The organism is Actinomadura sp. 3N508 (assembly GCF_044326375.1).
Classification (GTDB): domain Bacteria; phylum Actinomycetota; class Actinomycetes; order Streptosporangiales; family Streptosporangiaceae; genus Spirillospora.
In genome coordinates, this window is the sequence record NZ_JBIRAX010000003.1 from 736,579 (window position 1) to 749,081 (window position 12,503).

Consider the following 12,503-nt stretch of genomic DNA (forward strand, 5'->3'; position numbering starts at 1 on the left):
GCTAGACGATGACGTCCTGGAGGGGCCGGACGCGCGCCAGGTCGGCGGCGCCGACGATGCCGGCGGCGGAGCCCAGCTCGGCGATGCGGATGTCGGGCAGCGGGCGGTGACCGCGGCCCGTCAGCGCGTCCTCGAACGCGGCGCGGATCGGGTCGAGGAGCAGGTCGCCGGCGTCGGACAGGCCGCCGCCGATGATGAACGCGCCCGGGTCGAGGATGGCGCTGAGGTCGGCGAGACCCTGGCCCGCCCAGTGGGCGATGGTGCGGAAGCACTCCAGCGCCGCCTTGTCGCCCTCGCGGGCCGCCTGCGACACCTCGGGCCCGCTGATGTTCTCCGGGCGGCCGTCGCCGAGTTCGAGGAGCCGGCCCGCCATCGCGGGCGCCACCCGGGCCAGGTCGCGGGCCTCGTGGACGAGGGCGTTGCCGCTGGCGTACTGCTCCCAGCAGCCGCGGTTGCCGCAGCCGCAGCGGCGCCCGTCCGGCACGACCCGGAAGTGGCCCATCTCCGCGCCGATGCCGAACCGGCCCCGGTACAGCTCGCCGTTGATGATGATGCCGCCGCCGATGCCGGTGCCGAGGGCGACCAGGACGAGGATGTTCTCACCGCGGCCGGCGCCGAACCTCGCCTCGCCCCACGCGGTGGCGTTGCCGTCGTTCTCCACGACGACGGGCAGCCCGACCAGCTTCTCGACCTTCTCCTTGATCGGCTCCTCGCGCCAGGCCAGGTTCGGCGCGAACAGCACGTTGGAGCGGTCCTCGTCAACGAACCCGGCGGTCCCGAGACCGACGGCCGACACCTCTTCGAACTTGCCCTTCAGCAGGTCGACGACCTCGGCGATGGTCTCGGCGGTCTCCTTGGGGTTGGTCGACGGAGTCGGCCGGCGAACCTTCTCCAGGATGGTTCCCCGGTCGTCGACGACCCCGGCGGCGACCTTCGTGCCGCCCACGTCCACGCCGATGGTCAGGGCCATGTACGCTTCCTCCTCCTCGCGGGGCGCGGCCGGAGCCGGCACCGCACCACCCGATGTCGATGGGGCCGCCGCCGGTGGCGGCGGACCACGGCTCGCCCGTCCCGGGGCGGTCCGACCGCTCGGACCTACCCGCCCGCGGGCGTCCCGACCCCTCTGGGGAACGGTCCCGCCGCGCCCGGCCAGACCAGGTCCGGCCGCTCATGGGTCCATCTTCCATCCGTCTTCGGCGTGAATGTATCGCCTCCGCGACGGTCAGCTCTCCACATGGCGCTTGAGGCCCTTGAGCGCGGAGTCGATGATGCGCTTCTCGGCCTTGCGCTTCATCATGCCGATGAGCGGGATCCGGACGTCGACGGAGAGCTCGTAGGTCACCTCGGTGGCGCCGTTCCGCTCGTCCAGGGTGTAGGAGCCGTGCAGCTTGGTGACGACCGAGCCGGGGTCGACCAGCGTCCAGGTGACGTGGTCGTCGCCCTCCCAGGTGTAGGCGAGGCCGACGGTGTCGATGAACACGCCGCCGTCGAAGGTGAACTTGGCGTGCGTCGCGCGGCCGTCCTCGCCGGTCTCCTCGACGGAGATGCCGCGGATCCCGCTCGCCCATTCCGGGTACGCCTCGAGGTCGGCGATCACCGCCATGATCTCGGCCTTCCCGGCCTTGACCGTGATGGAGGAGCTCGTGCGGTCCGCCATCTGCGACTCCCTCCGGCTCTGGTCGGCCCCGCGGGCCCTTGTCGTAGAGAAAGTACCTGTCACACCGTCAGGACGTACGGCGCGCCACGGGCCCGGAAGTGGCCCACGTTGACGCATTCGGTGCGGCCGATGCGCATCCGGCTCGCCAGCGGCTGGTGGACGTGCCCGAACAGGACGTACCTCGGCTGCGTCCGGCGGATCGCGTCCAGGATCGCCTCGCTGCCCCGCTCGAACCGGCGCGCGACCGTGTCGTACAGCAGTTCCGGGACGGCGGGCGGGATGTGGCAGCACAGCACGTCCACGGCGCCGACGGCCTCGACCTTCGCGGCGTACTCGTCGTCGTCGAGCTCGAAGGGGGTGCGGTACTCGGTGCGCAGGCCGCCGCCGACGAACCCGAACCGCAGGCCGCCGATCTCGGTGGTCTCGCCGTCCAGGACGTGGTGCCCGTCGCGCAGGTGCGGCCCCCACATGCGCGGGACGTCGACGTTCCCGTACGTGAGGTAGGCGGGCGAGGGCATGGCCGCGAACAGCTCGGCGTACTGCCGGTCGACGGCGCGCTCGATGTGCGGCCACGCGTCGCCCTCAAGGGACGCCCACAGCGCCCGGGAGAACTCGCGGGCCTCGTCGAAGCGCTTCTCGGTGCGCAGCTCGATGAAGCGGTCGGCGTTGTCGGACCCGAACAGGTCGGCGAAGATCCCCTGCCCGTGGTCGTGGTAGTCGACGAACAGGATCAGGTCGCCGAGGCAGATGAGCGCGTCGGCGCCGTCCCCCGCGGTTCGCAGCGCGTCCGCCCGGCCGTGGACGTCGCTCACCACGTGGATCCTCATGAGCCGACTGTAATGCGGCGCGCGCTCGTGGGCGCGGCGAGGCCGGTCAGTCCGCGGCGGCGGACACCAGCGAGCGCCATTCGCGCACCAGCGCCGGGTCGACGGGGGCGTCCCAGGCGCCGTCCGGGCGGACGGCGGTGCCCACGTGGAACGCGGTGACGCCCGCCGCCGCGAGCACCGCGACGTGCTTGCGGCGCAGCCCGCCCCCGGCCATGAGCATCTTCGCGGCCTCGGGGCTCTCGGCTGCGCGCCGGACGAGGACGTCCACCCCGGCGTCCACGCCTCGCGCCGAGCCCGCCGTGAGGACGGTGTCGAGGCCGCCGCCGAGCCCGCGCACCACGTCCCACGCCTGGGCCTGGTCGGCGGCGTGGTCGAGCGCGCGGTGGAACGTCCAGGGCAGCGGGGCGAGGTCGGCGGCGAGCTTGCCGACGGCGCCGGTGTCGATGTGGCCGGAGGAGTCGAGGAAGCCGAGCACGAACCCGTCGGCGCCCGCCTCGGCGAGGCCCGCGGCGGCCTGCCGCAGCCGGTCGAGCTCGCGGCCCGAGGTGCGGAACCCGGCGTTGGCCCGCAGCATCACCCGGATCGGCAGGGACGTGGCCGCCCGCACCGCGGCGACGAGCTCGGGATCGGGGGTGAGCCCGTCGGCGGCCATGTCGGCGACGACCTCGAGCCGGTCGGCACCGCCGTCCTGCGCCGCCCGCGCGTCGTCGGCCGTGAGCGCGATGATTTCGAGCAGCGACATGACCTTCCCCCGGGAACCCGTTCCGATTGCGAGCGCCCCAAGCGTAGGCGACCGACCGCCGCCCACCACCGGCACCACACGTCCTTTGCCCTGCCGTTACCCCACCCCCCGCCCCCTCAATCCCCTCTGGCGGTTCGACTACTGGTGGGTATCATGCGGGTTCGGAGAGATCTCCGCGGATTTCCCCGTCCACCTGGCGAAAGAACGATCACAGGGAGCAGGCCGTGCGCGAGTTCAGCGTCCCCGCGATGGTGGAGGTCCCCGACTCCGCCGTACTGACCGACGCGCCCTTCACCCGGGCCGCCGAGGAACCGGGGACGATCGTGGCGCGCCGCAAGAGCGGTCCCGCCGAGGCGCCGGTGTGGAGCGCCGTCACCGCCGCCGAGTTCGCGGCCGAGGCCGCCGGGATCGCCAAGGGGCTGATCGCGGCCGGGGTCGAGCCCGGCGACCGGGTCGGGCTGCTGTCGCGGACCCGCTACGAATGGACCGTTCTCGACTACGCGATCTGGACGGCCGGCGCGGTCTCCGTCCCGATCTACGAGACGTCCTCCGCCGAGCAGATCGAGTGGATCGCCGGCGACTCCGGCGCCAAGGCGGTGTTCGCCGAGACGGACGAGCACGTCGCGGCGGTCGAGGGGCTCCGCGACAGGCTCCCGGGCCTCGCGCACGTGTGGGGCATCGACGCGGGCGGTCTCGACGAGGTCGCCGGGCTCGGCGCCGAGGTCGGGGACGACGTGGTCGAGGAGCGCCGCCGGTCGCGGAACGCCGCCGACGTCGCGACGCTCATCTACACCTCGGGCACGACGGGGCGGCCCAAGGGCTGCGAGATCACCCACGGGAACCTGGTGTCGACCGCCCGCAACGCCGTCCAGGGCGCGATCGCCGAGGTCACCGTGGACGGCAACTCCACGCTGCTGTTCCTGCCGCTGGCGCACGTGTTCGCCCGGCTGATCCAGGTCGCGGTGATCGAGGGCGGCATCATCCTCGGGCACAGCGACGTCCCGAACCTGCTGCCCGACCTCGCCACGTTCCGGCCGACGTTCCTGCTCGCCGTCCCGCGCGTGTTCGAGAAGGTCTACAACGGCGCCGAGCAGAAGGCCGCGGCCGACGGCAAGGGCAAGATCTTCAAGGCGGCGGCGGAGACGGCGGTCGCCTACAGCCGCGCGCTGGACGGCGGCGGCGCCGGGCTCGGGCTGAAGGCGAAGCACAAGGTCTTCGACGTGCTGGTGTACAAGAAGCTGCGCGCGGCGGTCGGCGGCGAGGTGATGTACGCGGTGTCGGGCGGCGCGGCGCTCGGCGAGCGGCTCGGGCACTTCTTCCGCGGCGTCGGCATCACGATCCTGGAGGGCTACGGCCTCACCGAGACGACGGCGCCGATCAGCGTCAACCGCCCGACCGGGATCAAGATCGGGACGGTGGGGATGCCGATCCCGGGGGTGGACGTCCGGATCGCGGAGGACGGCGAGGTCCTCGCCCGCGGCGTCAACATCATGCGCGGCTACTGGAACAACGAGGCCGCGACCAAGGAGGTCCTGGACGAGGACGGCTGGTTCCACACCGGCGACCTCGGCTCCCTCGACGGCGACGGCTACTTGAAGATCACCGGCCGGAAGAAGGAGATCCTGGTCACCGCGGCGGGCAAGAACGTCGCGCCCGCCCCGCTGGAGGACAGGATCCGCGCGCATCCGCTGGTCAGCCAGTGCCTGGTGGTCGGCGACGGCCGCAAGTTCATCGCCGCGCTCGTCACGCTGGACGAGGAGGCGCTCAAGCCGTGGAAGGAGCGGCACGGCAAGGCCGCGGACATGCCGCTGGACGAGCTGCGCCGCGACGCCGACCTCGTCGCCGAGATCGACCAGGCGATCGCCGCGGCGAACACCTCGGTCAGCCACGCCGAGGCGATCAAGAAGCAGGTGATCCTCGGGGTCGACTTCACCGAGGAGTCCGGCCACCTGACGCCCAGCCTCAAGGTCAAGCGCAACGTGGTGCTGGCGGACTTCGCGGACGAGATCGAGGCCCTCTACGCGCCCTGACCGCCGATGGCGGGACGGAGCGCGGCGACGGCGTCCTCGACCCGGGTGGGGCCGTTGAGCAGGTCGAGCGTGCGGTGCCGGACGTCGGGCGCGTCGAGCAGCGCGACGATGACCGCGGCGACGTCGTCGCGGGTCACCACGTCGTGCCCGAGCGGCGGTTCGGCGAGGGTGACCAGTCCGGTGGGCGGGTCGTCGGTGAGGCGGCCGGGGCGCAGGATCAGCCAGTCGAGGGCGTCGCGGCGGCGGAGGTCGTCCTCCGCCTCGCCCTTGGCGCGGATGTAGGCGTCCCAGACGTCGCCGCGGCCCGGCGCGGCAGCGCCTGATGGGCCGCGTGCCGGGTGCTCGTCCGCGCCCATCGCGGAGATCTGGACGAAGCCGCGGACGCCGGCGTTCTCCGCCGCGTCCGCCATCAGCACGGACGCGGCCCGGTCGACGGTGTCCTTGCGCGCGACGCCGCTGCCGGGGCCCGCGCCGGCGGCGAACACGACCGCGTCGGCGCCGGTGACGTGCCCGGCGACCTCGGCCGGGTCGGCGGACTCCAGGTCGCACACGACCGGCCCGGCGCCCGTGGCCCGCACGTCGCCGGCGTGGCCGGGGTTGCGGATGAGGCCGAGCACGGTGTCCCCCCGCGCGGCGAGCAGCCGCGAGAGCCGCAGCGCGATCTTCCCGTGCCCGCCCGCGATCACGATGTTCATGGCAAGAGCGTACGGTCGGGCGCCCCGATCGGCGCGGAGGCGGCCGGTGAGGGCGAGCCGCGTCCTCCCTCACCGGCCGCGCGTGGTCAGCGGCGCCGGCCGGAGTTGATGGCGGCGACCGCCTGCCGCATGAGCCGGTCGCCCATGACGTTGATGAAGTCGCCGTGGTCGGTCACCGGGTCGTGCCCCTGCTCGGGGAAGGAGTCGAGCGCGAACGCCAGCGGCCTGGCGGGCACCCGGTAGGACAGCGTCATCCGCAGCTGCGGGATGGCCCGCGTGCCCTGCGGGCACTGGCCCGTCCGCTTGTCGGCGAAGGAGACGTGGGACCGGTGGTTGGCGCTGTCGGTGTTCTGGCCGTCCCAGCAGCCCGCGAAGTTCAGGATGCGCAGCACCTGGCTACCCCGCGGGCACAGCGGGTACTTGTCGGTGAAGCCGCGGTTCTGGAAGCCGCTGCACGACCAGAGCGCGTTCGCGTTGGTCAGGCCGTTCGTCGCGGACTTGGCGTCACCGGTCGCCATGCGCAGGAAGGGCGGCATCGCCGTCACCCGGCTGCGCGGGTTGCCGAGGAACTGCAGGCGCACCGACGAGGGTTCGACGATGCTGCCGACGTTGCCGTCCAGGCGGCTCTGCTCGGCGCGGTCCGAGCCGTCCTCGCCGGAGCGCAGCCGCAGCACCGGCCAGAAGTAGGTGGACTTGTCGCCGTTGGTGCAGGTCGTCCCGGCCGCGGCGAGGGTCTCGTCGGTCGAGAACGCGTCGGTGTCGAGGTTGCCGACGTAGTCGTGGATGTGGTGCGCGCCGTTCTGGACGCCGGGCGCCGCGACGACGTTGTCGGGGTTGCTGTGCGCCTGGCCGTCGTTCGTGCCGCAGTTGACGGAGAACACGCCGCGCGAGCCGCCGCGGGACGTGCGCGGCACCTGGATGCGCGGGGCGCGGCGGATGTCGACGAACTGGTCGCGGCGCGGTCCCGGCTTCACCGCGCTCGGCGGCGGGGGCGGGGGCGCGGGCGCGGAGGGCTCGGCGGACGGGTCCGCGGGCGGCTCCGCTGGCGGCTCGGCCGAGGGGTCGGCGGACGGATCGGCGGGCGGCTCACCGGGCGGCTCGGCCGACGGTTCCGCGGACGGGTCGGCCGGCGGCTCGGCGGACGGGTCCGCGGTCGGGTCGCCGGGGGCCTGCACGGTCCGGGGCTGCGCGATCGCGGCCCCGCCCACCGCCTGGGTCATCGTGGTGACGAGGGCGAGCGCCGGAATCATCGCGGCAAATGCTTTCTTCTTATTGCTTCCCATGGAAAGGTACTCCCTTTTGCGGGGTGGGATGTACGTCAATGCAGAGCGCGCCTGGGTACCAGGCCCGTGCTCTCCAGCAGCGACATGTGGGTGTTGACGAATTTCATCGACCGTTCGGCGAACGCGCGGATCTCGGTGTTCTCGGTCTGCGCGCGCACCTTGGCGATGACGGTGAAGACGCTTCCGTGCGCGGCCCGCAGCCGCAGCACGAACGTCTTGTCATAATCGATCCCGTACTTGCCCGACATCTCTCTCAGCCAGCTTTTCTGGCTCCCGTTGGGCTCGCTGGGGAGGAGCACGCCGAGCCGCTGCGCCGTGGCGCGGGCGTCGGCGTCCAGCTGCACGTGCTGCTGCATGATGATCTCGCCGACCTCCCGCACCCGCGGCCGGGTGGCGCGCTGCTGCGCTTGCTGGCCTGCGGGAATCTCCCACAGGCCGGCCTGCCTGACCGCGACGAGCAGCTTCCTGTCGTCGGTGCTGAGCCGTCCCCAGCGGGTGTTGACGGTGCCGCCGAGGTTCGCCGCTCCGCTGGCGGGGACGCCGACCGGGGCCATGATGACCGCGAAGGCGCCGCCCACGGCGGCCACGACCGCCAGGACCAGCAGCACGCGGCCCCGGCGGCGGAATCGCGGCCGCCTGCGCGTTTCGGCGATTCCGTAGGATTTCCTCAAGGAACTTCTTCCTCCTTTCGAGGATCTCTCGACGGACCCGGCACAGTTCGGTGGGAGATACGCACCGGGCAGGGTCCGGGGTTCAACGATGTCCATCTTTTTTATTGACTTTTTCGCGGCACCCAGAATGGCGGCGGCGGCGGCCGGTCAGCCGCGCCGGGACGAGATGTCGGGGACGCCCGCGACGACGCGCAGCGCCAGCGCCGGGCACATCGCGACCGCCTTCTGCACGTCCTTCTCCATCCAGGACGGGATGTCGGTGCCGAGCACAACGGGGAAGCCGTACCGGTCGAGCTGGATCAGTTCGGGGACGAGGTAGGCGCAGAGGCCATGCCCGTCGCAGCGGCTCCAGTCGATCGCGACGCGCCCCTCCGTGCCGTCCGGGATCGGCAGCGGCAGCACCCCGTAGGTCGACAGGCCGCAGCCGCCGCCCCACCGGTGCGCCTCGATGTCGGGGCCGAACGCCTCCATCGCCGACAGGACGAACCTGGCCGTCCCGTCCGGGTGGGTGCAGGCGCCGCGGCCCCGGCCGACGCCGGCGGCGCGGCGGACGTCCTCCACCGACCCGCCGCCCTCGGTGAGGGAGTTCAGCGACCGGACGACGTCCGGCAGCCCGAGCCGGCACGGCCCGCACTGCCCGGCCGACTGCGCCGCCAGGTAGGACGCGATCCGGGTGACCTCGCCGAGCGGGCAGGTGCCGTGCGTGAGCGGCAGGATGATCCCGGCGCCGACCGTCCCGCCGACCCGGCGCATCCCGGAGCGGGACAGCACGGCCCGGGACACGCCGACCTGGTCGAGCCACATGCCGTGGTAGCCGCCGACGAGCACGCCCGGCGACGGCGGCACCTGGCAGTGGTCGAGGACGGCCTGCAGCGGCGTGCCGAGCGGCGCCTCCACGACCTGGGTGCCGCCGACGGTCAGCAGCGTGGTGCCCGGCTCCTCCTCCGTCCCGGTGGAGGCGTACAGGTCGGGGCCGAGCGAGACCAGCACGGCGAGCTGCGCGAACGTCTCGGTGTTGGACAGCAGCGTCGGGTACCCGTCCACGCCGGACTCCGACGCGCGCACCTTCACGCCCGGCGGGATCGGCGTCACCCCGTTGATCGCGCGGATCACCGCGCCGCTCTCCCCGGAGATGAACCGCTCGCTCAGCCGGACGATCCGGGCGGGCATCCGCCGCTCGACGATCGCGGCGCGGACCGACCGGGCGGCCTCGTCGTCCTCGACGGCGACGACGATCCGCTGCGTGCCGATCGCGGACGCGGCGATCTGCGCCCCGTCCAGCACGAGGTGCGGCGCCCGGCAGAGCAGCACCTTGTCCTTGGCGCTGCCCGGCTCGCCCTCCGCGCCGTTCACGACGATGACGACGTCCTCGCTGGAGCCGCGCGCGTCGCGCTTCTCGCCGGGCAGCAGCGGCGGCGGGTCGGTCGTCGGGTACTTCACCCGCGCCGCCACCGCCATCAGCTTGCGCGCGAACGGGAAGCCGGCGCCGCCGCGGCCGCGCAGGTCGACCTGCTCGCACGCGCGGACCAGCTCGTCCAGCGACGGCGCGCGGAGCTTGCCGTGCACGGCGAGGTGCCGGTCGAGGTCCAGCCGGTCGAACCGGTCGAACCCGAGCGTCAGCCGGGGCCCGCCGATGCCGGAGACGGCGACGGTCGAGGTCATCGCAGGACCTCGGAATCACGGCCGTGGCCGCCATAGCCGTCGCGGGCCGCGGCGGCGGCGCGGGCCTCCTCGTGCTCGCGGTCCGCCATGGCGCGCCGGTCGCGGCGGCGACCGGCGCCGTCCGGCCGGGAGAACGCGTCGATCTCGGCGCCCGCCCGCGGCAGCTCCCGCGGCTTGATCACGACGATGATGCGGGTGATCAGCGCGAGGACGACGAACACCACGCTCAGCACGTAGGAGAGCACCACCCACGCCGGCGCGGACCGCCCGGCGGTCACGCCGTGCAGGATCGCCATCGGCCAGGCCGCGTACGCGAGGACGTGCATCGACCGCCACAGCCACGCCTTGCCGCGGAACGCGAACCGGACCCGCAGCGCCCCGGTGATCACGATGAGGATCATCAGGTCGGCGGCGATCGTGCCGATCCCGACCGGCCCGGCGTCCGGGATCACGATCTGCGCGGGCAGCGCCAGCCCGGACATCACCTTCACCGCCACGTGCGCGACCAGCATCGCCGTCGCCACGACGGCGGACGCGCGGTGCAGCGCCTGCGCCAGCACCCGGTGCCGGATCTGCAGGATCAGCCGCTCGGTCGCCAGCAGGCCGCTCATCACCGCGGTGGTGTAGGCGACGAGCGCGAACGTCCCGGCGTAGAAGCTGAGGAAGTACTGCACGTTCGCGACCGCGACGGCGCCCTGCGGGGTCGCCGCGCCGACGAGCACGAGCACCGCGCCGACGAGCACCACGCGCAGCACCCAGCCGGGCACCGCGGGATCATCACTGTTGCGAATTCGCACCGATCGGACTCCTCTTCTCGATGGCGGCCGGCGCCGGAAGGGCGACCGGTCCGTCGCCGTCCAGCGGCGGGAGGCCGGGGGGCGGCGATGACGGCGGCGAGTCGTCCGCCGGGGGGACCGGGCCGAGGTTGGCCAGCAGGCCCCCGGGAAGCACCTGCAGGACGCCGCGTTCGGCGAAGCCGACGAGAGGGGCGGCGCGCTCGCGGAACGTCCAGCCGCCGATGCGGGCGCCTTCGAGCGGGACCGTTCCGCCGCCGCGCCGCACCCCGAACGCGACCTCGGCGCGCGGCGCCGCGGCGCCGCCGCAGGGCCGGGCGGTGCCGGTGCGGCCGAGCGGGTCGCCCTGCTCGACGGCGGCACCGTCGCGCACCTTCGCCGGGACGTCCCGCACCCGGTAGTAGGTGGTGGCGACGCCGCTCGGATGGATCACCATGACCATCGCGTGGCCGGCGGAGTCGGCGCAGAAGCGGTAGAGGCGGCCGTCGCCGGAGGCGAGCACGCGGCCGTCGCCGCCCGCGAACGCCAGCGACGCCAGCGGGCGCGCGGACCCCTCCGAGGTCGTCATCGACCAGGCCTCGCCGACCTTCCACGGCAGCATCAGCCCGTCCCCGGCGCGCGTTCCGTTGACGAGGGAGGTGGCCCGGTCCTCGGTGACGGTCGCGTACCTGCGCAGCGCCGCCGCCTCGGCGGCGGGCATCACGTCCGTGGGGACGGCGCCGAGCAGGTCGCTGAACAGCCGCCCGCCGGAGAGCCCGGCCTGCCATTCCCGTCCCGTCCAGCGGGCCGCGTAGAACGCGACCTCGGGGTTGGCGGCGCTGGACTCCGGGACGGGGATCGCGGTGGTGCCGAACACCCAGGTCTTGTCGGCGCTCGTCCGGGTGGCGCCCACGACCGGGGCCTTCGACGGTGCGGCGCCGTAGGCCTGCCGGGCGGCCGCGCCGCGCTGCGCGAGGGTCAGCTTCCGCACCTGCGTGGCGAGGGTCCGCAGGTCGGGGCCGTCCGGCGCCGCGGGCCCGCCGCTCTGCCCGGTGCGCGGCGACTGCTGCGACGGCTGCCCGGGGACGCCGCCGCGATCCGGCGGTGTGATCGCCCGCTGCGACCCGATGGGACCGGACGAGCCGCCGATGGGGCCGCCCTCCAGCAGCGCCCGCTCGGCGATGCCGAGCAGGGACAGGCCGACCGCGGTCGACAGCACGATCGCGCCGATGCCGAGCCGGTCGCTGGGTCCCCGCCCGCCGCGCGGGCGCGCCCGCGGCCCGGGGCGCGGCGGCATGCCGTGCCGGGCCTGCACGCCCTCGGACCGCCGCGGCCGGGACGCCCGCCGCTCCGGCCGGGGCCGGGCCCGCTCGGTGCGCCGCGCCCCCTGCCCGGTCCGGCGCGGCCGGAACTCCCGCGACCGGTCGCGCTGCGGCTTGGGCCCGCCGACCCGCGCGTCGAACTGCTCGGGGAGGCCGCCGAACCCCTCGCCGCCCGAGTTGAACGGCTTGGACGGGGCGGCCGGGACGGACGGGACGGACGGGACGTCGGTCCGCTCGGCGCTCTCCTTCGCAGGGCCGGGCCGCTCGTTGCGCGCGCCGAACTGCCGGGTGCGCGCGTCCGGGGGCCCGGGGCGGTCGTCGCGGGAGGCGGGTGGCCTGTTCCGCGCGCCGAACCGGTCGGGCGGCGGCTGCGCCGGGGGGCGCGGCCGCTCGCGGCCGCGGTCCTCGCCGGCCCGCTCGCGCCGCCTCATCTCGCGCCGGCTCGGGCCGCGGCGGGACGTGCGCCGTCCGCGCTCGGACCAGTCCGGTTGCTGGGACCACCAAGACCCTTCGGGCCACTGCGGCTCCTCGGACCGGGGCCCCGTCCGGGGCTCGGGTCTCGACGAGGGGCGCGCGGGCGTCTCCGCCCACGGTGCAGCATGCGTGGTGCTCCGGGACGCATGCTCGTTATCGCGTCGCGCCATGCCCTCTCCTGTGGAGGAGACGGAGGGCTCGGCGAACGCCGGTGGCTCCGGGCCGGCGGGCTCATCGCCCGGCGGCCGTCCCGCTGAGACATCGGGGACCGCGGATCAGGAGCCCGCTCGCTCCAACCGCGTTCCCCGAACGGATTCTGCACGAATCCGGTCGATCACTCCGGGAGCATACGCCCCACGAGCCACTC

At 74.1% G+C, this 12,503-nt stretch carries 11 protein-coding genes; 1 reads left to right on the top strand and 10 read right to left on the bottom strand.

The window, feature by feature from the left end:
- Position 1: 1 nt before the first annotated feature.
- The 4 genes from ACH34S_RS14740 to ACH34S_RS14755 form a co-directional block, all read right to left on the bottom strand.
- Positions 2-970 (bottom strand): ROK family glucokinase, encoded by a 969-nt coding sequence (locus ACH34S_RS14740; RefSeq protein ID WP_395953143.1) that lies wholly within the window; start codon positions 968-970, stop codon positions 2-4.
- A 252-nt stretch (positions 971-1,222) separates the two neighbouring features.
- Positions 1,223-1,657, bottom strand: a complete 435-nt coding sequence (locus ACH34S_RS14745; protein ID WP_395953144.1) for an SRPBCC family protein — start codon at positions 1,655-1,657, stop codon at positions 1,223-1,225.
- Positions 1,658-1,716: 59 nt separating this feature from the next.
- Positions 1,717-2,484 carry a metallophosphoesterase gene (locus tag ACH34S_RS14750; protein WP_395953145.1) on the bottom strand — a complete coding sequence of 256 codons (768 nt, stop codon included), beginning with the start codon at positions 2,482-2,484 and terminating at the stop codon, positions 1,717-1,719.
- Positions 2,485-2,530: 46 nt separating this feature from the next.
- A complete protein-coding gene (locus ACH34S_RS14755; RefSeq protein ID WP_395953146.1) occupies positions 2,531-3,226 on the bottom strand; it encodes a copper homeostasis protein CutC in 696 nt (231 codons plus the stop codon).
- Positions 3,227-3,450: 224 nt separating this feature from the next.
- Between ACH34S_RS14755 and ACH34S_RS14760 the strand changes: the two genes are divergently transcribed.
- A complete protein-coding gene (locus ACH34S_RS14760; protein WP_395953147.1) occupies positions 3,451-5,256 on the top strand; it encodes an AMP-dependent synthetase/ligase in 1,806 nt (601 codons plus the stop codon).
- On the opposite strand, the gene ACH34S_RS14765 is transcribed toward ACH34S_RS14760, so the two are convergent.
- From ACH34S_RS14765 to ACH34S_RS14790, 6 genes are all read right to left on the bottom strand, one after another.
- The gene (locus ACH34S_RS14765; protein ID WP_395953148.1) at positions 5,244-5,951 is read right to left on the bottom strand and encodes an SDR family oxidoreductase; all 708 of its coding nucleotides are present in this window, start codon (positions 5,949-5,951) and stop codon (positions 5,244-5,246) included. The two genes, ACH34S_RS14760 and ACH34S_RS14765, sit on opposite strands and share 13 nt — an antisense overlap.
- A gap of 86 nt (positions 5,952-6,037) precedes the next feature.
- Entirely contained in the window at positions 6,038-7,234 is a 1,197-nt protein-coding gene (locus ACH34S_RS14770) for a DUF1996 domain-containing protein (protein ID WP_395953149.1), read from the bottom strand.
- Positions 7,235-7,269: 35 nt separating this feature from the next.
- Positions 7,270-7,905: a DUF4142 domain-containing protein gene (locus ACH34S_RS14775; RefSeq protein WP_395953150.1), complete on the bottom strand. Its 636-nt coding sequence runs from the start codon at positions 7,903-7,905 to the stop codon at positions 7,270-7,272.
- A 147-nt stretch (positions 7,906-8,052) separates the two neighbouring features.
- On the bottom strand, positions 8,053-9,567 hold the full coding sequence (locus ACH34S_RS14780; RefSeq protein ID WP_395953151.1) for a ferredoxin: 1,515 nt from the start codon (positions 9,565-9,567) through the stop codon (positions 8,053-8,055).
- On the bottom strand, positions 9,564-10,364 hold the full coding sequence (locus ACH34S_RS14785) for a hypothetical protein (RefSeq protein WP_395953152.1): 801 nt from the start codon (positions 10,362-10,364) through the stop codon (positions 9,564-9,566). Before ACH34S_RS14785 ends, ACH34S_RS14780 begins: the two co-directional genes overlap by 4 nt.
- A complete protein-coding gene (locus ACH34S_RS14790; RefSeq protein ID WP_395953153.1) occupies positions 10,345-12,093 on the bottom strand; it encodes a hypothetical protein in 1,749 nt (582 codons plus the stop codon). Before ACH34S_RS14790 ends, ACH34S_RS14785 begins: the two co-directional genes overlap by 20 nt.
- Positions 12,094-12,503: the final 410 nt, after the last annotated feature.